The organism is Rhodanobacter sp. MP1X3 (assembly GCF_014207165.1).
In the GTDB taxonomy this organism is placed as follows: Bacteria; Pseudomonadota; Gammaproteobacteria; order Xanthomonadales; family Rhodanobacteraceae; genus Rhodanobacter.
Genome location: NZ_JACHCO010000003.1, coordinates 333,700 through 358,307, shown reverse-complemented (window position 1 = coordinate 358,307; position 24,608 = coordinate 333,700). Strand labels below are relative to the sequence as shown.

The window sequence follows — 24,608 nt, the reverse complement described above, 5'->3', positions numbered from 1 at the left end:
CGCTTTGACACCGCCACCAAGCTGACGACACTGCCGTTTGCCCCTCACCGCATGCCCCTTATTGCATGCCCTTTACCAGCTGCCGTTCATCCGCCCATCGGCGCAGATAGCGACAGCACACTCGACGCGATCCCCCGTCGAGACTTCCTAGGTCACCGCGCCTCCCGCGATGCGCCCACAACTAAATTCTTGTCCGTACCTAGCAGCTCGATGCGGTACGCGTAGACCGGCACGCCCGCCGGCTGTGCCAGCAAATCGAGATGCAGACCATCGGCCTGCTGGCTGAAACTCACGGCCTTGGCATTGGCCAGCAAGTAGGGATCGTCGATCGGCTGCAAGCACAGCAGATCCATTTGCACCGACCCAGACAGCTGTGCCGGCAGCCACTGCCAACAGTGCCTGCGCCGTCGGCGTGGTCCGGCGGAACGGCCAACCCGTATCCAGTGACTGCTCTACCGGCTCACCGGCCAGGCAATAGCGCAATGGCAGAACCGCTAGCAGCAGTCCCGTCCATAACCTAAGTTGCAAGGCGTTGTTCCACATGAGGCGGGATCAGTGACGCACAACCGGGAGCTCGCCCCAGATTGCGGGATCTTCCGCGCCCAGCACCCACGAACAAAAACCCTGCAGATCATCCTTGCCGACCAGCGCGTAGCGCTCCTTGAAACTGCGCGCATCGGGCATGAAAACCCATTCACGCAGATCATCGCGGTAGAAGTAATACCAGGACTCATGTTCGTAGGCATCCCACTGAATATCCGCCTGATGCGCCTGCGCCAACGGCAGCGATTCGTCGTAATCGATGTAGTCGCCCGAGATATTCGGCCGCTCCTTGCCCGTGCCAGCATCGACCGGATCCCCGGCGTACCAGTGGTAGCCATACAGAGGAATACCCAGCGACAACTTATCCTTGGGCACATATTTCAGCGCGTAATCGAGCTGCTTCTGTACCCAGGGCATACCGTCCACCGGACCTGGCGTGGTCCAGCGGGTGTTCTGGTCGTAGGTCATCAGGCAGATCAGATCCATTACCTTGGCCAGTGCCGGCACATCGAATACGCCGCGCCACTCACTCCACATCCAGGTGCCGAACGCCGTGCTGCCGGTGAAGTAACCCGGTGCATTCGGCACCACCGCAATGCTCAGCTTGAGTCCGGCGTGATGCAGTGCCGTCGCGGTCTCGCTGGCCAGTCGGGTCAGCGCATCGCGATCGGTATAGTCGATATCCTCAAAGTCGAACTGAAAGCCGCTATAGCCTTCTTGATGGCCGATTCGGATCAGCGCAGCGATCAGCGCCTGGCGCGCGTCCGCATCACCCAGCAGGGCGTGAAACCCTGCCTTGCCGGCATTCGCTGAAATAATCGGCATGAGCTCAACGCCCTTGCTTCGAGCCAGCTGCATGACGCTGGCGTCGGGCGTCCCCTGCACCAGCCCCTTCGCATCCACGCCGTACCAGGTAGGCACCAGGATATCGATCTTGTCGGCATGCGCCAGGAACGAGCGCACCGACTTGGGTGACTCCACCATATAGAAAAGCGACTTTGGTGCCGCCACGGCGTCAACGCATAACGTGCAGAACAAGCCCGCAGCCAACAGACATCGAAACGCGGATTTCATCGGCAAAGCTCCGGCAAAAGAAAGATCAGATCATTGCCATCCATGGGTCAGCCATACCGCAGCCCCCACCACTCCCAACTGGCCATGCTGGAGCAGCCGCACCGGCACCTGCTCCAACAAGTCACGCATCACACCCTTATTGAAAAACCGCTCGCGAAAGCTGCTGTCCAGCAGAAATTCCTGGAATCGGCTGAGAATCCCGCCGGCCAGATAAACCCCGCCGGTAGCACTGAACAGAATCGCCAGATCACCTACCAGGCTGCCTAGCAGGCCGCAGAAAATCTGCAAGGACTCGACCGCCAGCGGATCGCTGGCGGCAACCGCCGCCGTACTGACCTGGGCAGGCGTGTGACAACGCACGGGCTGATGGTCCAACTCGGCCAGCGCCCGGTAGATATTCAGCAAACCCGGTCCTGACAGGGCATGGCCGGTGGGCACATAACTGCGTCCACTCGCCATGCGCGCGACTACCGCCAGCTCCCTCTCGGTACCCGGCGCAAGCACGATATGCCCCGCCTCTGTGGACAATACCCGCCGTGATCGACCACCCGGTAACAACACCGCACAACCCAGTCCGGTACCGGGACCAACCACCACCACCGCACCCGCTGGATTGATGGCCGCTGCATGCATGCCAGTCGACTCGATGATCGCCACCGAGTCGCGACGGGCCAGGAAAGGCGTGACATAAGCCAGCGCCTCAAAATCATTGATGACCTCGAGCTGCTCCAGCAGTAGACCTTGTCGCAACGCCGAGATCGAGACCGGCCAGGGCAGATTCTCGTTAACGATAACATCGCCATGTATATAGCCTGGCGTAGCCACCACAGCGCGCCGGATCGCCGAGCCAGCCGCATGCCGCGCGACAAAATCCGCCAGAATCGCGTCCAGGCTCGACCAATCGGCGCAGGTATAGGTATGACTGCTTAGCAGCTGGACAGGCAGGCCATTCGCGGGTTCCGCACGAACCAGGGCCAACCGCGCATGCGTGCCGCCCACATCAGCTGCTAACACCTCCCGCACCGATTCCGCGCTGGTCGCATGGGCAGACACCATTGGCTCGATCACCCCGTCCCCTTGACACATTGCAGCGCTGACCTACGGATGCAGGCCTCTTTAGATCGATCCTAAACGGTAATGATAACGTTATCAAGCTGTATTGAATAATTCATTTCAGCCCAGTCTGGCGCATCCCAGCACGACCGCTGCAAGCCAAAAATCCCGCTCAACGCAAGCGTATTTCCGATGCATCGTGATGGCTGGCAGCAAGCAAAAATCGCCATGCACCGAACTTATCTCCCGCCACGGACTGCCTGGACCCTATGCATTCGGCTACGATGACCCATTGATTTCTGGAGCCTCACGCATTGCGCAAACCCACCATCAAGGACGTCGCCAAACAGGCGGGGGTATCGCTGATGACCGTGTCACGCACCATCAATCAAGAGGAATCGGTGCGTGAAGTCACCCGACAACGGGTATTGAAGGCGGTGGATGAGCTGGGCTACGAACCGGATGTCACCGCCCGTAGCCTGCGCGGCACGCAGTCGTTCGCGATCGGCCTTGCCTATGATGACAACCCGAATGCCAACTACGTGCTCAGCATGCAGAAAGGGGTACTGGCAGCATGTCGCGAGCGAGGCTACGAGCTGCTGATCCATCCCTACGACGCCAGCGCACCTCGATTGGTTGAAGAGCTATGCAAGCTGGCCCGCAACGTGCGGCTAGCCGGCCTGGTACTCACTCCACCGATGTCCGAAGACCCGGCCCTGCTGAGCCAATTACAAGCCGCCAATATCCCATTCGTGCGCATCATTGCGGCTCGCCAGGAACCGGACGACGGCATGCCCTGCGTTTATGTGGATGATCACAGCGCCGCCTATGCCATTACTGCACACCTGATCCAGTTGGGCCACACTCGTATCGCCTTTTTGTGGGGCGACCCGCAATACCACTCCAGTCCGGAGCGCTACCAAGGTTATGCCGATGCCTTGCGCGATCACGGCATCCCGCTACGCAAGAAATTTGTCTTGCCGGGCACCTATGTCTACGAGGATGGTTTCCGCCGCGCCCGCAAGCTGCTGGCAGCCAAGGAAGTACCCACGGCTATTTTCGGCAGCAATGACGAAATTGCCGCCGGCGTACTCGCCGCCGCACACTCAATCGGCATCAAGGTTCCAGGTGAGCTGTCGATTGCCGGCTTTGAGGACAACCCGTTCTCACGACGGGCATGGCCAGCACTTACCACCGCCCGCCAGACCACCAGCGAAATTGGCCGCCATGCGACCTTGCGCCTGATCGCCGAATTACTGCAAAAGATCCCACCCGGCGACCCGATACAGATTCGCTTCACACCCGAACTGGTCATTCGCGATTCGACCGCTCCGCCGCAAACCAATCCGCCACGCGACAACTCTCCGGCATAAGGTCAGTCTGCAAAACAGCCGCATCCCGCGCGGATACATCCCGGCCGTGCAGCACGCGATCGAAGTCGAGTCGCGCCAGGGCCATGTCGCCGGCTACGAAGTGCTGGACCTCAAGGCACGCCTGATCGACGGCAAGTACCACGACGCCGACTCCTCGGCTCTGGCCTTTGAAATCGCCCGCCGCGCCTGCTTCCGTGAGGCGCAGAAGCTGTCCAAGCCGAAGTTGCTCAAGCCGATCATGAGCCTGGAAGTGGTCACCGAAGCGACCTACCTCGCTGTTGTGCGGCGGCTTAAAACTGGCACAGGAGTCAACCTACAAAAGCCAAGCCAGATCGTGCTGTTCCCCGTGGCGCCTCACTGCGAGTCATGGCATATACCCTTTTGGTTCTAAGCTTAGTCGATCTATTTCTTTGCGCCCTGCCCATATCCGGGCCTACATTCGTCGTAGACGCGGCGAAGTCGCATATCGGTAGGGCTATAGATGACCATCGTGCTCGAACACAGTTCCGTAGCGGAATCGTTCGAAACGTCCCATTACGTCGACGCCGCCGCGGTTGTTCTGCACCGCGATAGGGTGTCGCCACGGGAAGCCTGGCGCCTGTTTGCCGCGGATGCGGCGAAACTTGTCGATGTGCGCACCGCCGAGGAGCGCTTCTTTGTTGGTCACGTGCCGGATTCGATCCATATTGCCTGGGCAACAGGCACGCGGCTCGTGCGCAACCCGCGGTTCGTGCGCGAGCTCGAAGCCAAGACCGGCAAGAATGCAACCATACTGTTGCTCTGCCGCAGCGGCGCGCGATCGATAGCGGCGGCCGAAGCCGCCCGCGCAGCGGGCTTCAGCGACGTGCGTGCCATTGAAGAAGGTTTCGAGGGCGAGCTGGACAAGCAAAATCATCGCGGCACGCGCAACGGCTGGCGCAACGCGGGACTGCCTTGGATACAGGATTAAACGGGACCCGCCAAGCCCAGAAGGGCGCGAGGCACCCGGCTCACATCGCTGTACCCAGGCACGAAAGCCGCGGTTTCGCCGCGGCTTTTTCTTAAGCTTATGTGAGCGATCACGATACGGATGACGGCCAAGAAATCCGCTTCTGTCCGGACTAAATTTCGTTTGCTAATGACTGCATGGCGTGCTTAACATTGATCGCTACGCCGAATCATTCGCTACCCTCCGGAACCCACCATGGCCGATAAAAAGACCCCGCAGCTCTCGCTCGGCGACGCCGGTGCGCGTCAGCTTGCAAACACGACCAAATCCGCGCCGAAACTCGAGATCATTTCGCCGCGCTGGGTTACCCATCTATTGCAGTGGCTGCCGGTCGAAGCGGGCGTGTACCGGCTCAACAAGGTCAAGAATCCGGAAAATGTGGACTTCGCCTGCGCCCGACGCGACGAGTCCGATCTGCCAGCAACCTTCGTCGACTACGATCCGAAGCCGCGCGAGTACGTACTAAGCGCCTGCTCGACCGTACTCGAAGTGAACACACGCATTGCCGATCTCTATTCGAGTCCGTTCGATCAGGTGAAGGAGCAGTTGCGCCTCACGATCGAGACAATCAAGGAGAAGCAGGAAAACGAGCTGATCAATAACCCCGATTATGGCCTGCTCGCGAACGTCGCCGAATCGCAACGCGTGCAGACGCTGACCGGCGCGCCGACGCCGGATGATCTCGATGAACTCCTGACCAAAGTCTGGAAAGAGCCGGCGTTCTTCCTCGCTCACCCGCTCGCGATCGCTGCGTTCGGCCGCGAATGCACGCGCCGTGGCGTGCCGCCGCCGACTGTCAGCCTGTTCGGTTCGCAGTTCATCACCTGGCGCGGCATTCCGCTGATCCCGTCGGACAAGGTGCCGGTCGAGGATGGCAAGTCGAAGATCCTGTTGCTGCGCGTCGGCGACAAACGCCAGGGCGTCGTCGGCCTGTTCCAGCCGGGTTTGCCGGGCGAACAGAGTCCGGGGTTGTCGGTGCGCTTCATGGGCATCGGCCGCAATGCGATCTCTTCTTATCTCGTCTCGCTGTACTGCTCGCTCGTTGTGCAGACCGACGATGCGCTCGCGGTGCTCGACAACGTCGAAATCGACAAGTACCACGAGTACGCACACACGTACGTGAGCTAGCGCCTGCAAGCTCTATCGGGACGGGTCACGCCGCGCTTGAGCGTGTGCGGGGCAACGAAGAATGAGAGGATTTATGTCGATAAATGACCGAGTGATGACGCCGCACCGCGCACGCTCAAGCGTGGCCCTTGGGGTTGCCGCGTCCGGTCGCCATGCGGCCGCGCGCGGCTTGAACAGGCAGCCGGCCTGTCGCAGCGCCTCGCGCGACCACCTGACGACCGGACACGACAACGTGACCTGTCCCGATAGCGCTAGCAGGCCCTGACGATGGCCGCACCGACGCCATCCATTCCGCTCTCGCCCGAACTACCCGCCGGCTTGCCTGATACGCTGCAACTCGCGCGCTGGGCCGGCGAGCTGTTCAACGCGTTGCCGAACGGCGCGCAGCATCAAGCGCTGACGCCGCCCGATCCAAACGGCATCACGACACCGCTGCCACACCAATTGCCGACCAATATCGCGCCCGAGTCAGCGCAAAGTGCGCAAGTGATCGCATCAGCTGCGCCAGCGCTCGTTCCCGACGCGCAGGCCGGAAATGGCGTGCCCGACTTCGCGGCAACACACCCGCACGGTTTCATCGGCAGCCGCGGCGGCCATGCGCAAACGGTGCCGCAAGCTTATGCGGCGGTTCCCGCGGCCGACGTACCCGCGCCGCCGGCGACGGATCAGCTCTTCTACTTCCTGGCCGAGCCGCAGACGCCTGCGCTGCCGTCGTCTTCCGCACCCGATCAGCGTCTTGGCTTGTCGGCATATGCTCTGCCGGGTCTGGACGATCTCGCGGGACTGATTCTCGCCGAGCCGCGCACGACCGATGCGCCGGTCACATCGACGTCGAATTTCTATTTTCTCGACGGTTCGCTCAGCCCGAACGCCACGCCGTTCGGCGAAGTGCCGACGCAAGAGCCCGAGCGCCGTGTCGCCTTCGACGTCAATACCGTGCGCCGCGATTTTCCGATCCTCGCCGAGCGCGTCAACGGTCGCCCACTCGTCTGGTTCGACAACGCCGCGACGACGCACAAGCCGCAAGCGGTGATCGACCGTCTCGCTTATTTCTACGCACACGAGAACTCGAACATCCATCGGGCAGCGCATGAGCTCGCCGCGCGCGCGACCGATGCATACGAAGATGCACGCAAGAAAGTGGCGCGCTTCATCGGCGCCGGTTCGACCGACGAGATCATCTTCGTGCGCGGCGCCACCGAAGCGATCAACCTGATCGCCAAGACCTGGGGCAAGAAAAATATCGGTGCGGGCGACGAGATCATCGTCTCCAACCTCGAACACCACGCCAACATCGTGCCGTGGCTGCAACTCGCGCAGGAAACCGGCGCGAAGCTGCGCGTGATTCCTGTCGACGATTCCGGACAAGTGCTGCTCGGCGAATATCAGCGATTGCTCTCGCCGCGCACCAAACTTGTTTCGGTGACGCAAGTTTCCAACGCACTCGGCACCGTCGTGCCGGTCAAGGAGATCATCGATCTTGCCCATCGTGTGGGTGCGAAGGCGCTCGTCGACGGCGCGCAGTCGGTTTCGCATATGCGCGTCGACGTGCAGGCGCTCGACGCGGATTTCTTCGTCTTCTCCGGGCACAAGGTGTTCGCGCCGACCGGTATTGGCGTTGCTTATGGCAAGCGCGCCATTCTCGAGGACATGCCGGCCTGGCAAGGCGGCGGCAACATGATCAGCGATGTCACCTTCGAGCGCGCGCTGTTCCAGGGTCCGCCCTCTCGTTTCGAAGCCGGCACGGGCAACATCGCCGATGCGGCGGGTCTGGGCGCCGCGATCGACTATGTCGAACGCATCGGCATCGAGAACATCGCCGCGTACGAGCACGAACTGCTCGACTACGCTACCGCGTTGCTCAAGGATATTCCGGGCCTGCGCCTGATCGGCACCGCGCAGGACAAGGCGAGCGTGCTCTCGTTCGTGCTCACCGGCTACGCGCCCGAAGAAGTCGGCAAGGCGCTCAACGAAGAAGGCATTGCCGTGCGCGCAGGCCATCATTGCGCGCAGCCCATCTTGCGCCGCTTCGGCCAGGAGGCCACCGTGCGCGCCTCGCTCGCGTTCTACAACACGCGCGAGGAAGTCGAACTGCTCGCTGCGGTGTTGCGCCGACTGCGCACGGCGCGTCCGGTATAGCATCGACTGTGTGGATTCGGATGCTTTGGCTACGCTCCCGCGTGGCCCGCGGACGGGCTTATCCATCGAGTATGGCGGCCACGCCTGCTTCCGTGAGGCGAGCTGTCCAAGCCGAAGCTGCTCGAGCCGATCATGAGTCTGGAAGTGGTCACCGAAGGGACCTACCTCGGCGACGTCATCGGCGACATCAACCGTCGTCGCGGCAGCATCTCCGACCAAGACCAAAAGGGTGTGTCGGCCTTCGTCCAGGGCTTCGTGCCGCTGTGCGAAACGTTCGGCCACATCAACTTCCTGCGTTCGGCCACCAGCGGCCGCAGCACCTTCACCATGATCTTCGATCATTACGAAAAAGTACCAGCCAGCATGATCGAGAAGCTGATGGAGAAGGAAGCGAAGTAAGCTTCGTTTTCGATGGCGCGCTGATCTGATTGTCAGCTCCAAGCAAAAGAACCCGAGGAGTGATACTCGGGTTCTTTTTCAAAGCTCTGAAGACTAGCGAATGGAAAGTGCCTTAAGTTCTGCTTGCGATGGCGGTCTCAACCGGCCTTTAAGCCCTTTAGCCTGAAGCGTCATCCACAATTCCATATCTGGCTGGTCTATGTGAGAAAAAGCCTCCCAATCGTTCTTATTTTGGTCGCTTCCCTTGCGCTGTCGGCATGCAGCCACCCAGCGTCGACGTGCAATCCATCGACGCAGAACAAACATTCAAAGGGACTTGAGGAGCTGAGATCGCTGAAGCTAAACAGCGCAACCAAAGACGCTGCGAGCGCGTATGCGAGAGGCGATGCTCAGTTGTTGGGGGTCTATGGTTTTTCCGTAGAAGTTCCCGGTTACGACGGCGACCCCTATGCGCACAAAAGCAAAATAAGAATGTTAGAGGGCACGGGTGACGCGTTCTGTACGAGGGAAGAGGCAGACCTCAATCACAACGCGAGGACCTACGCCAGGAAATACAACGACACCATGCTAGACAAGCTAAGACAGGCGGGCATCTATCTCGATGCACATCGTTAGCTCGTAGGTTGGGATGAGCGCTGGCGAACCCCAACATTCCAGCTCGTGTGGCGTTGGGATTCGCTTCGCTCATCCCAACCTACCTTAGCTTCGCTTAGGTCCACGGAGGACGGGCCTGAGGCCGATCCACGGTATCATTGCCGGCTAACGCTCCAGCCGACCTGCCCGCATGTCCACGCATTTGCAAGAAACCCTTCGCCGTCGCACGTTTGCCATCGTCAGCCATCCTGACGCGGGCAAGACCACGTTGACTGAAAAACTGCTGCTGTTCGGCGGTGCGATCCAGATGGCCGGCTCAGTGAAGGGTCGCAAGGCAGCACGCCACGCCACGTCCGACTGGATGGCGCTGGAAAAGGAGCGCGGCATTTCGGTGACCTCGTCGGTGATGCAGTTTCCGTATGAGGGCAAGATCGTCAACCTGCTCGATACGCCCGGCCACGCGGACTTTTCCGAAGACACCTATCGCGTGCTGACCGCAGTGGATTCAGCGCTGATGGTGATCGACTGCGCCAAGGGCGTGGAAGAACGCACGATCAAGCTGATGGAAGTCTGCCGGCTGCGCGACACACCGATCATGACCTTCATCAACAAGCTAGACCGCGAGGGCCGCTCGCCGATCGAGCTGCTGGATGAAGTCGAATCCGTGCTGGGCATCGCCTGCGCGCCGCTGACCTGGCCGATCGGCATGGGCAAGCGGCTGAAGGGCGTGTACCACCTGTTGCTGGACGAAGTGCACGTGTTCGAGCCCGGCAAGAATTTCACCCGCCAGGATTCGACCATCTTCAAGGGCCTCGACGCGCCAGGCCTACTGGAAAAGATCGGCGACGAGGCGATGCACGAACTGCGCGAAGAACTCGAATTGGTACAGGGCGCCGCGCCCTCGTTCGATATGGACGAGTACCTCGCCGGCAAGCAGACGCCGGTGTTTTTCGGCTCGGCGGTGAACAACTTCGGCGTGCAGCTGCTACTGGATTTTTTCGTGGCGAATGCGCCCTCGCCGCGCCCGCGTGCCACGCTGACGCGCGAAGTGGAGCCCGAAGAAGAAAAACTCACCGGTTTCGTTTTCAAGATCCAGGCCAACATGGACCCGGCGCACCGCGACCGCGTGGCGTTTATGCGCGTGTGTTCGGGCACCTATACCGCTGGCATGAAGATGATCCAGACGCGTACAGGGAAGGACATCCGCATCGCCAACGCGCTGACCTTCATGGCCAGCGATCGCGAGATCGTCGAGACAGCCTACCCGGGTGATGTGATCGGCCTGCACAACCACGGCACCATCACGATTGGCGATACCTTCACCGAAGGCGAGTCGATCAATTTCACCGGCATCCCGAACTTTGCGCCTGAGCTTTTCCGCCGCGCGCGGTTGCGCGATCCGCTGAAGATGAAGGCGCTGCAGAAAGGTCTGGCTCAGCTCAGCGAGGAAGGCGCCACGCAGTTCTTCCGTCCGTTGATGAGCAACGACCTGATTCTCGGCGCGGTAGGCGTGCTGCAGTTCGATGTGGTGGCGTACCGCTTGAAGGACGAGTACAACGTCGACGCCAGTTTCGAGCCGGTTACGGTGACCACCGCGCGCTGGGTGCACTGCGACGACGAAAAGAAGATGGCGGAATTCCGCGAGAAAAACGCGATGAACCTGGCCATCGACGGTGCCGGCGAACTGGTCTATATCGCGCCGACGCGGGTCAATCTGCAGCTCGCGCAGGAGCGCTGGCCGCAGGTCCGGTTTGCCAACACCCGTGAGCATGCGGCTTCGGTGGATCTGTAAGCGCGATCGTCGAACCTCGTGAGCCGTTGTGCGGCGTGACGGATGGCACTGAGGGCAAACGTCCAACCTTGACAGCCTGCATCCATCCACCAGGCGGACAGACATGCAAAATCCATCCCTCGCTTTCGCCACACCAGCCGACGCACCGCGCTGGCTGCGTTGGCTGGTTTTTTCGCCGGCGGCACGCATCGTTTTCTTTGCAGCGATGCTTGTGGGCATCGGCTTTTTAACCCACGCCGTCGTGGCGATGCTGGGCTGGACGGCAAAAACGGCGACACCGCTGCAGCACGCGCTGGCCACATTGAGCCTGCAACTGCTGCCGGCGCTGATCGCCTATCTGATTGTGGTGAAGCTGATCGAGCAACGTCGCGTGCGCGAACTTTCCGTGCGCAATCTGCCGACGTTCGGCCTTGGCGGCCTGCTCATCGGCGCCCTGCTTTTCAGTCTCGTGGTCGGCGTGCTGTGGCTGCTCGGTGTGTATCACGTGACCGGCACCAACGCGCACGTGGACTGGCTGCCACAGGTCCTGGTCGCAGGCATCGGTGCGGGCATTGGCGAGGAGATCATCGCACGTGGCGTGCTGTTTCGCATCGTAGAGGAAGGCCTGGATACGTGGTCCGCACTGGCCATCTCGGCGCTGCTTTTTGGTGGTGCGCACATCTTCAATCCCGGCGCCACACTGTGGAGTTCGGCTGCCATCTCTATTGAAGCCGGCGTGATGTTCGGTCTGCTCTATCACGTGACCCGTTCGCTATGGGCCTGCATCGGCCTGCATGCTGCGTGGAACGTCATGCAGGGCACGATCTACGGCATTCCGGTGTCGGGCGGCGCGGTCGACGGCTGGCTGGTTTCGAATCGCACCGGGCCCGTATGGCTAAGCGGCGGCGTGTTTGGTGCGGAGGCTTCGGTAGTCGCGCTGGCGGTTTGTTCGTTGCTGTCGCTGACCTTGCTGGCCGTGGCGTTGCGCCGAGGCTCGATCATGCCGTTTCGACGTACTCGCTGAGCCCTCTGCTGCCGTTAGGCGCCCATTGTCCTCCGCTATGGTGCGAGGATGACACCGGCTACTCTGTCCGCAGATGCCACCCTACCCGGTGGCCGTAACCGATTGCCCATGAACCACGACGGCCAGCGCATGCCACCGACCACGTCCAAATCATCGAAACAATCGTGGCTGGCCAATCAGCCGCTGCAGCGCAAAATCATCCTGGGGATTGGCCTGCTTCTGGGCCTGTTTCTGGTAACGAGTGCAATGCTGAGCATTTCGCTGCGCCAACAGGAAATACATAGCCAATGGACGGACCATACCTACGAGGTGATGCTGGCGCTAAGCGATCTGAGGCATGCGGCACAGACCAGCCAGATCGGTGCGCGCGGCTTCATGCTGACACAGGGTGCCGATCAGCTGGCCATGTTCGAGAGCGGTACGAAGGACATTTCCATACGCATCGCTCAGGCACGTCAGCTGACCTCGGACAATGCCTTGCAGCAGTCGCGTATCGGCACGCTTGAAGCCATAGCGACCAAATGGCAGTTGGAGGTCACGGCGCAGGTGCTTGACCCTGTCAAGCAGATGAAAATCGCCGATCCTGCGGCAGCAAGTCTGGAACGCCACCGCATTCAGCAGAGTTATCTCAGCCATCGAACGGTGAACATCGACGAAATACAGGGCGTGCTGGACAGCATGGTCGTCGAGGAACGCCGGCTGCTGGCGGTTCGCAACAAGGACCTGCATAACACGCTGCGTTTCAACAAAGTGGTGAACGGCGTTACCGCACTGCTCGCGCTGTTGATCAGTATCCTGATCATTCGCCTGACCTCGCGCCTGGTGACGCGGCCGCTGCATCGGCTCACCGACATGATGGCCAGGCTGGCCAATCACGATCACGACTTCGAGATCCGTCGGCTGGATCGGCAGGATGAGATCGGCAAGATCTCGCGTGGCCTGCAGGTGTTCAGGCAAATGGCGATCGATACGCAATCGCAGACGTGGCTGAAGACCCAGGTGAGCAACGTTTCTCATCGACTGCAACAGGCGGCCACCCATCGCGAATTTGCCCAATGGCTGACCAGTGAGCTGGTGCCACTGTTAAAGATGGGCGTAGGCCTGTTCTACTCGTTTGACGAAACACGCTTCCGTCTCGATCTGCTGGGCAGCTACGGCTTGCGCCTGGACGGCCATTTGGCGGACAGCTACATGCCGGGCGAAGGTCTGGTCGGGCAGTGCGCCCTCGAGCGCAAACCGATCCTTGTGGACAACGTGCCGGTCAATTACGTGCACATCGATTCCGGCAGCGGCGGCGCACTGCCCAGCACTATCGCAATTCTGCCGGTGCTCTACCGTGATCGCCTGATCGGCGTGCTGGAAATGGCCGGCTTTACGGCGATCGAACCGCTGTACCGTCAACTGATCGATGAACTGCTGCCGATCATCGCGTTGACGCTGGAAAACCTCAACCGTGCTGTCAACACGCAGGATTTACTGGAACGCACGCAGGAACAGGCCGACGAACTGCGCGTGTCCGAACTGGTCATGCGCCAGCAGAAAGATGTTCTACGCGAAAACAATGATGCGCTGCAGGCCAAGACAGCGGAGCTGGAAGAACAGTCCGAACGACTGATCGCCTCCGAGGAAGAGCTACGCGTTCAGGCCGAAGAACTGCAGGCCTCCAACGAAGAGCTGCGCGAAAAGACCGAGAGCCTCAACCGGCAGAAGCACGTTCTTGTCGATCTGCAGAAAGACACCGAGGAAAAAGCGCAGGAACTGGCGCGTGCCAGTCAGTACAAGTCCGAATTTCTCGCCAACATGTCGCACGAACTGCGCACGCCGTTGAACAGTCTGCTGATTCTCTCGCGCAGCCTGTCCGACAACGACACCGGCAATCTCGATGAAGAACAGATCGAATCGGCGCGGATCATCCACGATTCCGGCACCAGCCTGCTGCATTTGATCAACGACATTCTTGATCTGTCCAAGATCGAGGCTGGCAAGATGGAACTGGTGATCGACGAGCTCCCGCTGGCCGACATGCAGCGACGACTGATGCGCACCTTCGGGCACGTGGCGGAGAAAAAGCAGCTTGGCTTTACCGTGAATATCGAACCGGGCCTGCCGACGATCCTGCGCACCGACGGCGCCAAGCTCGAGCAGATCGCCAATAACCTGCTGGGCAATGCATTCAAATTCACCGCGCAGGGTTCGGTGACCGTGCGCATTGGCCGCCCCGACAACGCAATCAACGTGCCGGATGCCCTGGCCGATCAGCCGTTGATTGCCATCAGCGTCAACGACACCGGCATTGGTATCCCCGCCGACAAGTTTCAGCACATCTTCAACGCATTCGAGCAGGTGGACGCCGGCACCAGCCGGCAGTTCGGCGGCACCGGTCTCGGCCTGGCCATTTCGCGGAAAATGAGCCTGTTGATGGGCGGCGATATTCTGCTGCAGAGCGAAAGCGGCCGCGGCAGCTGCTTCACCGTGCTACTACCGGAGACACCGCCGGAGCGTACCGTCGAAGCGATCGAACATACACTGCAGAAAGTGTCACCGGCGGCCATGCTATCCGCCTCGCCGCATCTATTGCCCGAAGCCATTGACGACGATCGCAACACTTTGCAGCCGGGCCAGACCACGATTCTGGTGATCGAGGATGACCCGGCTTTTACCCGCATCCTGATCGACATCATCCATCGCAAGGGTTATCGCGCGCTGGCGGCGAACAACGGTGAAGCCGGCCTGCAGCTGGCACGCGAGCATCATCCCACCGGCATTCTGCTGGACGTGATGTTGCCGATGATGGACGGCTGGACGGTGATGGATCAGCTCAAGACCGATGCCCATACACGAGCGATTCCCGTGCATTTCATTTCCGCCACCGACGAAGCGACGCGCGGGCTCGAACAGGGGGCGGTTGGCTTTCTCACCAAGCCGGTGAGCCGCGAATCGATCAGCATGGCGTTCGAACGACTGCTGCATTTCGCCGAAGGGCACCAGCGTCATCTGTTGATCGTCGATGACGAGGCCGATTCGCGCACGGCCGTGCGCACGATGTTGCGTACAGACAATGTGCTGATCGATGAAGCTGGTTCCGCCGAGGAGGCGCTGGAGAAAGCGGCCGCAACGCGCTACGACTGCATCGTGCTCGACCTAGGGCTACCCGGCATGTCGGGGCTTGAACTGCTCGAACATCTGTCGAACGCGCATGGTGGCGTACCGCCGGTTGTGGTGTATTCCGGGCGCGACTTGAGCCGCGAGGAAAACCTGCTGCTTCGCCAGTACACCGACTCGATCGTGGTCAAAGGCGCACGCTCACCGGAACGCCTGCTCGATGAAGTGAGTCTTTTTCTGCACAGCATCCGGCATGCACCCAAGCGGGCGGCGAATGCTGGCCACGGATCATCAAATGCCGAGCTGGCCGGTCGTCGCGTGCTGTTAGTCGATGACGACATGCGCAATCTGTTTGCACTGTCCAAAGTGCTGCGCGGCTGGGGCCTGGTGGTAAACATGGCGCAGGACGGCCAAAAAGCGTTGAAGGCGCTGGCCGATGACGAGGCGCCGGAGCTGGTGTTGATGGACATCATGATGCCGGTGATGGACGGCTACGACACTATTCGCGCCATTCGCGCGCAGGCACCGTTCATCAACCTGCCCATCATCGCGCTGACCGCGAAGGCAATGCGTGGCGACCGCGAAAAATGCATCGAGGCCGGCGCCAGCGATTACCTCTCCAAACCCATCGACATCGACAAGCTGTCGTCGATGATTCGCGTCTGGCTGCAACACTGAGGTTCCATGTCGATGCCGCTACCTGATATCGAACTGGAACAGATCGAGGTGGATCTGTTCGTGCTGGCGCTCAAGCGCCGACACGGCTTCGACTTCAGCCAGTACGCGCCGGCATCGCTGACCCGACGGGTGCGCCAACTGGTACAGGTGCACCAATGCGCGAGCATCACCGAACTAACCGCACGACTGCTGCACGAAGCGGATTTCGTCACGCAGGTGGTGCAGGGATTATCGGTGCCGGTATCGGAAATGTTCCGCGACCCGGCCGTGTTTCGCGCATTGCGCGAGCAGGTGCTTCCAATGCTCGCCTCTTATCCGCGCATCAACGTCTGGCAGGCCGGCTGTGCGAATGGACAAGAAGTGTATTCGCTGGCGATTTTGCTGGAAGAGGCGGGCCTGTACGAGCGCAGCCATATCTTCGCCACCGACTTTAATCCCGATGCGCTGCAACGCGCCAGCGAAGGCATCTATCCGGCCAAGGATGCACAGCTGTGGTCACGCAACTATCTGGAGGCCGGCGGCAGCCACACGCTCGCCAACTACTACAGCGCCCGCTACGATTTCATTCGGCTGCACGAGCGCCTGCGTCGCCATATCACCTTCACCAACCACAACCTGGTAACCGACAGGATGTTCTGCGAGGCGCACCTGGTGCTGTGCCGCAACGTGCTGATCTATTTTTCCAACCCGTTGCAGAATCGCACGCTGGCGCTGTTTCGCGACAGCCTAGTGCGAGGCGGCTACCTCTGTCTGGGTCTGCGCGAGAGCCTGGACTTTGCACCGGTGGCGGTTGATTTCAGTGCCGTCGATGCCGGCATGCGGCTGTATCGACGCACGCTGCAACTGACCTCTGAAACATGCGATGCGCCGGCCTGAATTGATTGCCATCGGCTGCTCTCAGGGTGGCTTCAACGCGCTCAGGATTTTGCTGGGCGGCCTGGATCGACGGTTGTCACAAACACTACTGGTCTGCTGTCATACATCCGGTAATGTCGATTCGTTGTGCGAACTACTGGGCAACCATTCCGCGTTGCCAGTGATGGAAGCACGCGAACGGCAGTTGGCCACTGGCGGCGCCGTGCACATTGCGCCCGGCGGCTATCATCTGCTGATTGAGAACGATAGGCATTTTGCATTGTCCGTCGACGAGCAAGTGTGCCATTCCAGACCATCGATCGACGTGATGTTCAGCTCTGCCACCGACGTTTATCATTCGGCCATGATCGGCGTGATATTGACTGGTGCGAATCGCGATGGCGCCGAAGGTTTGGCGAGGATTCGCCAACGCGGCGGCATCGCGGTGGTACAGGACCCCGAAAATGCCGACGCATCGGCCATGCCGTGTGCAGCGCTGGACCTTGCCGGCGCTGATTACTGCGTAGCGCTGGAACAGATAGCGCCATTGTTGAACCATCTTTGCCTGGCCTAAGTTTGTCTACCTTGAATACGATGCTTCCGAAAATTCTCGTCGTTGACGATACCAACGCCAACCTGGTCGCCATGCGCCGATTGCTGGCGCGCAGCGGCGCAGCGATTTTCGAGGCGACCAGTGGCAACGAGGCGCTGGCACTGTGCCTGGATCATCAGTTCGCGCTGATCCTGCTCGACGTCAACATGCCCGATATGGACGGTTTCGAAGTGGCCGCCCTGCTCAGCGAAACGGAGCAGCTGCACGAGACACCGATCATCTTCGTCACGGCAGCCTACGCGGATGACATGAGCCGGCTCAAGGGTTATCGATCCGGTGCGGTGGATTACGTGGCCAAACCAATCAACGACGTGATCCTGCAGTCGAAGGTGCGCATCTTTCTGGAACTGTACGCCGCGCGTACCGAACTCGAACAGGCGATGACATCGCTGTCCGAGCGTAACCAGCAGCTGACGGTGGAAATCGCCGAACGCAAAAAAGTCGAGGCGCTGGTGCGCCATCAAGCCAGCCACGATGCCCTCACAGGCCTGCCCAACCGCATGCTGTTTCACGATCGATTGAACGTTGCGATCAATCATGCGCAACGCCATCACGGAAAGTTTTCACTCGCCTGCATCGACATCGATGGTTTCAAGAACGTCAACGATGAACACGGCCATCCCGCAGGTGATGCGTTGCTGCAGGAAATCTCCAAGCGCCTGGTTGAAGAACTACGGCGCAACGACACCGTGGCACGCATTGGCGGTGACGAATTCGCGCTGATTCTCGAGGAAATCGACGATCCGAAGCTCGCCCTTCAGCTCGGTCAATCGCTCTGCAAGGCACTCGCCGAGCCATACACGCTCACCGTGGGTGAAAGCACGATCAACGTGCGCGTCGGTGCCAGCATCGGCGTGGCGCAGTATCTCGAAAGCGATCGTCAGGATGCCGACGAACAGCTGATCCGGTCAGCCGATCGTGCCATGTACGAAGCCAAACACGCCGGAAAAAATTGTTGCGTAATGGCGGATATATCCACAGCGGCAACTTGAGTTTTGCCTGACCTGCCAGCACGGGGGAAAACAAAAACGGCGAGCAGATTAACTGCCCGCCGTTTTTTTGTTTATGCCGTCTGGATTTATGCCGCCTGGCCGACCTTAGCCTTCGGCGTTCTCGGGCGTACGCACCTCGGGCTTGCGAACCCATGCATCGGCCTGCGCTTCGGCCTGCCGATCTGCACGGGTCTTGAACGCGCGTAATTCGTCCGGATGGAAGTCATCGACCGAAATGAACTCAAACACGCTCTCGCGTACATGCTTGAGTAGGGCTGCCTCCGTAGCGCTCAGCACGCCAGCCTTCTCCGCCTCGACCAGCTGCTCGAAGTAATCGTGCGCCTTGAACTGGCCGCTCTTCTGCGCCTTGGCAAATTTGCGATCCACCGGCTCGGACAGAATGACTTGTGGCAGCAGTGCGTTCATACGGCCAACCACGTTGTTCGGTGTCGGCGTGAGGTAGGCATACTCCAGCAAGCGATCGCGTGCTTCGCTAGGACCCGTGATCAAGGCAGCCACGCGGCGCCCCAGACGATCGGACGGCGGCACCTCACGGCGACCGAACGGGAACACCAGCGCACGCAGCAGCCACGACACCGGGCGGACGGGGAAATTACGGATGGCGCCATCGAGCGCTGTCTGCGTACGCCACATGCACTCGTGGAACGCCCACGCCAGCAGTGGACGATCAGCCTCCGGCCGGCCGGCGTCTTCATAGTTCTTCAGCATGGCACTGGCGATGTACAGATTGCTCAACACGTCGCCCAAACGCGCGGACAGCTTTTCCTCGAACTTCAGCTTGCCGCCCAGCACGCCCATGAATACGTCAGCACACAACGCCAGCGCTGCCGAGTAACGGTCGAGCTTGCGGTAGTAACGACGGGTGTAATTGTCACCGGCGCTCTCGCCGATGCGCGAGCCGGTAAGACCGAACACGAAGCTGCGCACCGCGTTGGACACACCGAAGCCGAGATGACTGAACAACAGACGGTCGAATGTCTTCAGCTGTTCGCTGCGATCGGTGATCGCCAGCGCCTGCATTTCCTTCAGCACATAGGGATGGCAGCGGATCGCACCCTGACCGAAGATCATCAGGCTGCGCGTCATGATGTTGGCGCCCTCGACCGTGATGGCAATCGGCACCGCCTGGAACGAGCGGCCGGCGTAGTTCTTCGGACCGAGCTGCACACCCTTGCCACCCAGCACGTCCATCGTATTGGCGGCGACTTCACGACCCCACTCGGTCGCGTGGTATTTTGCAATCGCCGAGGTCACTGCCGGCTTCTCGCCACGGTCAACCGCGGCTGCTGTCGACTTGGACAAGGCAGCGGTGGCGTAAGCCAGGCCACCGATGCGTGCGAGCGCCTCTTCCACGCCTTCGAAGCGGGCAATCGACAGGCCAAACTGCTTGCGCATGCGCGCATACGCGCCCGTTGCTGCAACCGCACCGCGAACCGCGCCGGTGGCACTGGAAGGCAGCGAAATCGCACGACCGACCGACAGACACTCGACCAGCATGCGCCAGCCGTGACCCGCCATGTGCGGGCCACCAATCAAGGTGGACAGTGGCACGAACATGTCCTTGCCGTGGATCGGGCCATTCTGGAACGGCACGTTCAGCGGGAAATGACGGCGACCGATCTGCAGCCCCGGCGTCGTACGCGGCAAGAGCGCCAGCGTAATGCCGAGATCTTCCTTCTCACCCAGCAGATGCTCGGGGTCATACATACGGAAGGCCAGGCCGACCAGGGTGGCGATCGGTGCCAGCGTGATGTAGTGCTTGTCGAACGTCAGCTTGAGGCCAAGCGTCTCGACACCATCAACCGTCTGCTTGCAGACAATGCCGAAGTCGGGGATCGAGGTGGCATCAGAGCCGGCATACGGACCGGTGAGTGCGAAACACGGAATCTCTTCGCCGACCGCGAGACGTGGCAGATAGTGATTTTTCTGCTCGTCGCTGCCGTAGTGCAGCAGCAGCTCGGCTGGTCCGAGTGAGTTGGGCACAGCCACGGTCGAAGCCACCGTGGACGACATGGTCGACAGCTTCTGCAGCACGGCCGAATGGGCGAGCGCGGAGAACTGCAGACCACCGTACTGCTTCGGGATGATCATGCCGAAGAATTTGTTCTTCTTGATGAAGTCCCAGACGTTCGGCGGCAAATCAGCCAACTCGTGCGTGATCTGCCAGTCGTCGATCATGCCGCAGAGTTCTTCGACCGGGCCGTCCATGAACGCCTGCTCTTCTACGCTCAATACCGGCTTGGGCTGCTTCATCAGCACGCTCCAATTCGGCTTGCCCGAGAACAGCTCGCCCTCGAAACCGATCGTGCCCGCTTCCAGCGCGGTCTGTTCGGTATCGGAGAGCTTCGGCGTGACCTTGGCGAACGTCTTCAGGATCGGCGCACTAATCTGGCGGCGACGGAAACTCACCATCAGCAGCGGCACGGCGATCGCCAGCTCGATGATCAGCAGGATCAGCATGGTCAACGGCGCGCCCGCGATGAGGCCAACCACGAATGTGGTGACTATCGTGGCGATCGCCCATGTGCGCAGGCTGGAACGGTGGTAAGCGCAGGCGCCAGTCGCTATCAGCGCTGCCAGGATGGTCAGTAACACAGACATATCAACACCTCATCACGGTTGAACAGCACCGGCATAGTGCCGGTCATCGGGTCGATCCAGATCTTGTTGATTCGACAAGTCGGGTTGGCTCGAGTTTGGTTGGGCCAGATTTTGTTGAACGAGATCCTGTTGCACGAGATCTTGCACAAAGCGCGCAACTTCGCGTGTAAAGCCATCATTCGAATCGCCGGCCACCATATGCGTGGCATGCGGCAACTCCACATGCCGTGCGTGTGGCACGCGCTGCAAAAATTCCTTGACCGTATCGCTCGATACCACGTCGCTGCTTGCCCCGGACAGCAGTAATACCGGCACGTCGATCCTGGATGCCGCTGCCAGCAGGCGCGGCTGGTAACGCTCGCTTTGGCTTACCACACCGGCCAACAACGCAGGATCCCAGTGCCAGCGCAGCCGACCATCGGGGCCTTTACGTAACAGCGGACGCAGCTGTTCTTCAGTCTTGCGTTCGCGTCGCTGCGGCAGATAGCCCGCGATCTTTTCGGCCGCTTCGTCATAGTCGGCAAAGCCCTCTGGATAGGCCTGCATAAAGGCGAGAATGCGTTCCACCCCAGCGGTTTCCCAACGCGGTGTGATATCGACAAGAATCAGTGCCCGGAACGGTGACGGTGTCATTTCCCCCGCCACCAGCATGCCCAACAGCCCACCCATGGATGCGCCGACCAGAATCGGTGGCTCGGGTTGGGCTTTGGCGATTCGAATCAGATCATCGGCGAACTGCTCCATGCGATATTCGCCATCAAGAACCCGATCGCTTTCGCCATGGCCGCGACTGTCGAACGTGACACATCGACAGCCCTCTTCAGCCAGGGCAGTCGCTGCAACATTCCACGCGCCGCGCGTCTGCCCGAAGCCATGCGAAAAAAGCAGCACCGGCCGACCCGCAGCGTTACGCGTTTCCACCGCCAAATTCAGATCGGCGACCGGAAAACGACAGACCTCAGCGTTGGCAGTATTCGGGGAAACCATACGGATGAGTATGGACTGTCGCGGCAAGTGCCGTCAATACGCCGGTTTTCCGCCATCATTCGCCAGCTCAAGTGCCAATAAATACCTTGAAATTTCAATGATATAAATCGCGCCGCATTACAAATTCAAAGCGTGTGGCTACCATGCCCCAATGAACGCCGCCATAAAACCGGAACGCACCCGCCTATCCGCCGAGGATTGGGAACTCGCCGCGCTGCATCTGATCGCCGAGCAAGGCGTGGGTGCCTTGGCCGTCGAAGCGTTGGCACGACAGCTTGGCGTCACCAAGGGCAGCTTCTACTGGCATTTCCGCACTCGCGAGGCCTTGCTGAACGCCTCGCTGGAGCGTTGGGAGCAGTACGGCGAGCGCGAAGTGATCAACCAGATCGAGCAGATCGCCGATCCGCGCAAACGTCTGCCCGAATTGTTTCGTCGAGTCGCCCACGAGTTGCAGCCGCACCGTGTGTATGCCGCGCTGCTGAAAGCCCTTGATCATCCACAGGTAGTCCCGGTGATGGCACGGGTGTCGCAGCGGCGAATGGAATTTCTCACTACCGCCTATAGCGAAGCCGGTCTGCCTTCGATCGAAGCTCTCAACCGCGCACGCCTGACCTACGCTGCTTACGTGGGCTTTCTGCAGCTCAACTTCACCCTGGGCCTGCCGCGCATCAACCACGAAGAGTTCGATGCCTACGTGGAACACATGATTGCGACCCTGATCCCAGCCTGATCCGTTCATCACATTGGAAGTGATTCCATAAGCCGCCCGGACGGCCTTTTGCTGCGTCACGCCTTGCAATGCCAATGTCTGCAAACTACCGTTTCCATTCTCAATTCATGCAAGACCAGAGGGAAAACGATGGCGAGTAAGCTGGAAGCACTCGAGCAGTGGGTCAATGAAGTCGCGGCCCTGACGAAACCCGATCGCATCTATTGGTGCGATGGTTCGGACGCCGAATATCAGGCGCTGGTGCAGCAAATGCTGCAGACCGGCGACCTGATCGAGTTGAATCAGCAGACTCACCCCGGCTGCTATCTGCACCGCTCCAATCCTTCTGACGTTGCGCGCGTCGAGCACCTGACGTTTGTCTGCCATACGGACAAACGGGACAGCGGTCCGAACAACCACTGGATGGCACCGGCCGAAGCGCACGCGAAGATCGACGCACTATTTGATGACTGCATGGCTGGCCGCACGCTGTACGTGATTCCCTACTGCATGGGTCCGATCGACTCCCCGTTGGCGCGCTGCGGCGTGGAGATCACCGACAGCCCCTACGTCGTCGCGAACATGCGCATCATGACCCGCATGGGCGCAGCGGCACAGGCGCGGATCGAGCGCGAAGGACATTTCGTCAGGGGGCTGCACTCCACCGGCGAACTCGATCCCGAACGTCGCTTCATCATGCATTTCCCCGAAGCGCTCACCATCAAATCGTATGGCTCCGGCTACGGCGGCAACGCCCTGCTGGGCAAGAAGTGCCATGCACTGCGTATCGCCAGCAATCAGGCCCGCACGGAAGGCTGGCTGGCCGAACACATGCTGATCGTCGGCATCGAGAATCCCAAGGGCGAGACGCATTACATCGCTGCCGCGTTTCCTTCTGCCTGCGGCAAAACCAATCTGGCCATGCTGATTCCGCCGGAAGGCTATCGCCAGGACGGCTGGAAGGTCTGGACGATCGGCGACGACATCTGCTGGATGCGGCCCGGCGAGGATGGACGTCTATACGCCATCAATCCCGAGGCTGGTTTCTTCGGTGTGGCCCCGGGTACCAGCGAGAGCAGTAATCCGAATGCGCTGGCCACCATCGCACACGACACCATCTACACCAACGTGGCGGTGACTGCCGACAACCAGCCGTGGTGGGAAGGCCTGCCAGGCAAGCCGGTCACCGACTGGCAAGGCCGCCCCTACGATGCCGCCAACGGTCCCGCGGCGCATCCGAATTCACGCTTCACCGTAAGCGCAAAGCAATGCCCGACTTGGTCTGAAAAGGCCGAAGCGCTGCAGGGCGTGCCGCTCAGCGCCATCGTGTTCGGCGGTCGTCGACCCTCGCTGCTGCCGCTGGTGATGGAAGCCCGTGACTGGACACACGGTGTCTTGATGGGGGCTGCCATGGGCTCGGAAACCACGGCGGCGGCAACCGGTGAGGTCGGCGTGCTGCGACGCGACTCGATGGCAATGAAGCCGTTCTGCGGGTATCACTACGGCGACTACTTCGCGCACTGGCTGTCGTTCGATCAAGCCAACGCCAACTTACCCAAGATCTTCCACGTCAACTGGTTCCGCAAAGGCCCTGACGGCAAATTCCTGTGGCCCGGTTTTGGCGACAATCTGCGCGTGCTGCAGTGGATGATCGATCGCGTCGAGGGCCGCGTTACCGGCGTCGATACCGCGATCGGTACGCTGCCGTTGGCTGATGAACTTAATCTCGATGGACTGAAACTCGACCGCGTCAGGCTCGATGAACTGCTCGAAGTGGACAGCGCCGCCTGGCAGGATGAACTCGCCGCCATCGGCGAATATCTCGATACTTTCGCACCGCGCCTGCCGGAGCGCCTGCGAAAAGAGCAGCAACGCGTCGCACGGGCAGTCGCCAAGGCAGTCGAGCAACCGCACCGGAAGGCTGCCGCCTCCTGAGTCGACCGATCGCAGCCGTTCGCCAATCG

At 60.5% G+C, this 24,608-nt stretch carries 19 protein-coding genes; 14 read left to right on the top strand and 5 right to left on the bottom strand.

The window, feature by feature from the left end:
• Window positions 1-152: 152 nt before the first annotated feature.
• From HDE79_RS10735 to HDE79_RS10725, 3 genes are all read right to left on the bottom strand, one after another.
• Window positions 153-353, bottom strand: coding sequence for a hypothetical protein (locus HDE79_RS10735; RefSeq protein WP_184601954.1), 201 nt, complete (start codon window positions 351-353; stop codon window positions 153-155).
• A gap of 199 nt (window positions 354-552) precedes the next feature.
• Window positions 553-1,617, bottom strand: coding sequence for a glycosyl hydrolase family 18 protein (locus HDE79_RS10730; RefSeq protein ID WP_184601953.1), 1,065 nt, complete (start codon window positions 1,615-1,617; stop codon window positions 553-555).
• Window positions 1,618-1,647: 30 nt separating this feature from the next.
• Window positions 1,648-2,673, bottom strand: coding sequence for a glucokinase (locus tag HDE79_RS10725; RefSeq protein ID WP_255488387.1), 1,026 nt, complete (start codon window positions 2,671-2,673; stop codon window positions 1,648-1,650).
• Window positions 2,674-2,984: 311 nt separating this feature from the next.
• On the opposite strand from HDE79_RS10725, the gene HDE79_RS10720 reads away from it, so the two are divergent.
• From HDE79_RS10720 to HDE79_RS10665, 12 genes are all read left to right on the top strand, one after another.
• Entirely contained in the window at window positions 2,985-4,043 is a 1,059-nt protein-coding gene (locus tag HDE79_RS10720) for a LacI family DNA-binding transcriptional regulator (RefSeq protein ID WP_184601951.1), read from the top strand.
• The gene (locus tag HDE79_RS10715) at window positions 3,991-4,434 is read left to right on the top strand and encodes a hypothetical protein (RefSeq protein ID WP_343205954.1); all 444 of its coding nucleotides are present in this window, start codon (window positions 3,991-3,993) and stop codon (window positions 4,432-4,434) included. Before HDE79_RS10720 ends, HDE79_RS10715 begins: the two co-directional genes overlap by 53 nt.
• Window positions 4,435-4,524: 90 nt before the next feature.
• Window positions 4,525-4,992, top strand: a complete 468-nt coding sequence (locus tag HDE79_RS10710) for a rhodanese-like domain-containing protein (RefSeq protein ID WP_184601950.1) — start codon at window positions 4,525-4,527, stop codon at window positions 4,990-4,992.
• Window positions 4,993-5,226: 234 nt separating this feature from the next.
• Window positions 5,227-6,159: a family 2A encapsulin nanocompartment shell protein gene (locus HDE79_RS10705; RefSeq protein ID WP_184601949.1), complete on the top strand. Its 933-nt coding sequence runs from the start codon at window positions 5,227-5,229 to the stop codon at window positions 6,157-6,159.
• Window positions 6,160-6,426: 267 nt separating this feature from the next.
• Entirely contained in the window at window positions 6,427-8,298 is a 1,872-nt protein-coding gene (locus HDE79_RS10700; protein ID WP_184601948.1) for a family 2A encapsulin nanocompartment cargo protein cysteine desulfurase, read from the top strand.
• Window positions 8,299-8,430: 132 nt separating this feature from the next.
• The gene (locus tag HDE79_RS10695; RefSeq protein WP_255488371.1) at window positions 8,431-8,697 is read left to right on the top strand and encodes a hypothetical protein; all 267 of its coding nucleotides are present in this window, start codon (window positions 8,431-8,433) and stop codon (window positions 8,695-8,697) included.
• A 784-nt stretch (window positions 8,698-9,481) separates the two neighbouring features.
• Window positions 9,482-11,083: a peptide chain release factor 3 gene (locus HDE79_RS10690; protein ID WP_184601947.1), complete on the top strand. Its 1,602-nt coding sequence runs from the start codon at window positions 9,482-9,484 to the stop codon at window positions 11,081-11,083.
• Between the two features lie 103 nt (window positions 11,084-11,186).
• Window positions 11,187-12,086 (top strand): type II CAAX endopeptidase family protein, encoded by a 900-nt coding sequence (locus tag HDE79_RS10685; protein WP_184601946.1) that lies wholly within the window; start codon window positions 11,187-11,189, stop codon window positions 12,084-12,086.
• Window positions 12,087-12,215: 129 nt separating this feature from the next.
• Entirely contained in the window at window positions 12,216-15,866 is a 3,651-nt protein-coding gene (locus HDE79_RS10680; protein WP_184602123.1) for a response regulator, read from the top strand.
• A 6-nt stretch (window positions 15,867-15,872) separates the two neighbouring features.
• On the top strand, window positions 15,873-16,742 hold the full coding sequence (locus HDE79_RS10675; RefSeq protein WP_184601945.1) for a CheR family methyltransferase: 870 nt from the start codon (window positions 15,873-15,875) through the stop codon (window positions 16,740-16,742).
• Entirely contained in the window at window positions 16,729-17,295 is a 567-nt protein-coding gene (locus HDE79_RS10670; RefSeq protein ID WP_184601944.1) for a chemotaxis protein CheB, read from the top strand. The genes HDE79_RS10675 and HDE79_RS10670 overlap by 14 nt, the downstream gene beginning before the upstream one ends.
• Window positions 17,296-17,315: 20 nt before the next feature.
• Window positions 17,316-18,326 (top strand): diguanylate cyclase, encoded by a 1,011-nt coding sequence (locus HDE79_RS10665; RefSeq protein ID WP_184602122.1) that lies wholly within the window; start codon window positions 17,316-17,318, stop codon window positions 18,324-18,326.
• Window positions 18,327-18,431: 105 nt separating this feature from the next.
• Here HDE79_RS10665 and HDE79_RS10660 read toward each other — a convergent pair whose 3' ends face one another.
• Window positions 18,432-20,948, bottom strand: a complete 2,517-nt coding sequence (locus tag HDE79_RS10660; protein WP_184601943.1) for an acyl-CoA dehydrogenase — start codon at window positions 20,946-20,948, stop codon at window positions 18,432-18,434.
• 12 nt (window positions 20,949-20,960) lie between these two features.
• Window positions 20,961-21,935 carry an alpha/beta hydrolase gene (locus tag HDE79_RS10655; protein ID WP_184601942.1) on the bottom strand — a complete coding sequence of 325 codons (975 nt, stop codon included), beginning with the start codon at window positions 21,933-21,935 and terminating at the stop codon, window positions 20,961-20,963.
• Window positions 21,936-22,086: 151 nt separating this feature from the next.
• Here HDE79_RS10655 and HDE79_RS10650 point away from each other — a divergent pair, with 151 nt between their 5' ends.
• The gene (locus tag HDE79_RS10650) at window positions 22,087-22,665 is read left to right on the top strand and encodes a TetR/AcrR family transcriptional regulator (protein ID WP_184601941.1); all 579 of its coding nucleotides are present in this window, start codon (window positions 22,087-22,089) and stop codon (window positions 22,663-22,665) included.
• A gap of 129 nt (window positions 22,666-22,794) precedes the next feature.
• Window positions 22,795-24,579 carry a phosphoenolpyruvate carboxykinase (GTP) gene (locus tag HDE79_RS10645; RefSeq protein ID WP_184601940.1) on the top strand — a complete coding sequence of 595 codons (1,785 nt, stop codon included), beginning with the start codon at window positions 22,795-22,797 and terminating at the stop codon, window positions 24,577-24,579.
• The last annotated feature ends 29 nt before the right edge of the window (window positions 24,580-24,608 follow it).

Coding starts and splice junctions, on each gene's coding strand:
- HDE79_RS10725 (WP_255488387.1), bottom strand. CDS start 2,673: ATGGTGTCTGCCCATGCGACCAGCGCGGAATCGGTGCGGGAGGTGTTA.
- HDE79_RS10690 (WP_184601947.1), top strand. CDS start 9,482: ATGTCCACGCATTTGCAAGAAACCCTTCGCCGTCGCACGTTTGCCATC.
- HDE79_RS10675 (WP_184601945.1), top strand. CDS start 15,873: ATGTCGATGCCGCTACCTGATATCGAACTGGAACAGATCGAGGTGGAT.
- HDE79_RS10650 (WP_184601941.1), top strand. CDS start 22,087: ATGAACGCCGCCATAAAACCGGAACGCACCCGCCTATCCGCCGAGGAT.
- HDE79_RS10710 (WP_184601950.1), top strand. CDS start 4,525: ATGACCATCGTGCTCGAACACAGTTCCGTAGCGGAATCGTTCGAAACG.
- HDE79_RS10735 (WP_184601954.1), bottom strand. CDS start 353: ATGGATCTGCTGTGCTTGCAGCCGATCGACGATCCCTACTTGCTGGCC.
- HDE79_RS10705 (WP_184601949.1), top strand. CDS start 5,227: ATGGCCGATAAAAAGACCCCGCAGCTCTCGCTCGGCGACGCCGGTGCG.
- HDE79_RS10645 (WP_184601940.1), top strand. CDS start 22,795: ATGGCGAGTAAGCTGGAAGCACTCGAGCAGTGGGTCAATGAAGTCGCG.
- HDE79_RS10700 (WP_184601948.1), top strand. CDS start 6,427: ATGGCCGCACCGACGCCATCCATTCCGCTCTCGCCCGAACTACCCGCC.
- HDE79_RS10660 (WP_184601943.1), bottom strand. CDS start 20,948: ATGTCTGTGTTACTGACCATCCTGGCAGCGCTGATAGCGACTGGCGCC.
- HDE79_RS10665 (WP_184602122.1), top strand. CDS start 17,316: ATGCTTCCGAAAATTCTCGTCGTTGACGATACCAACGCCAACCTGGTC.
- HDE79_RS10680 (WP_184602123.1), top strand. CDS start 12,216: ATGCCACCGACCACGTCCAAATCATCGAAACAATCGTGGCTGGCCAAT.
- HDE79_RS10685 (WP_184601946.1), top strand. CDS start 11,187: ATGCAAAATCCATCCCTCGCTTTCGCCACACCAGCCGACGCACCGCGC.
- HDE79_RS10655 (WP_184601942.1), bottom strand. CDS start 21,935: ATGGTTTCCCCGAATACTGCCAACGCTGAGGTCTGTCGTTTTCCGGTC.
- HDE79_RS10730 (WP_184601953.1), bottom strand. CDS start 1,617: ATGAAATCCGCGTTTCGATGTCTGTTGGCTGCGGGCTTGTTCTGCACG.
- HDE79_RS10695 (WP_255488371.1), top strand. CDS start 8,431: ATGAGTCTGGAAGTGGTCACCGAAGGGACCTACCTCGGCGACGTCATC.
- HDE79_RS10670 (WP_184601944.1), top strand. CDS start 16,729: ATGCGCCGGCCTGAATTGATTGCCATCGGCTGCTCTCAGGGTGGCTTC.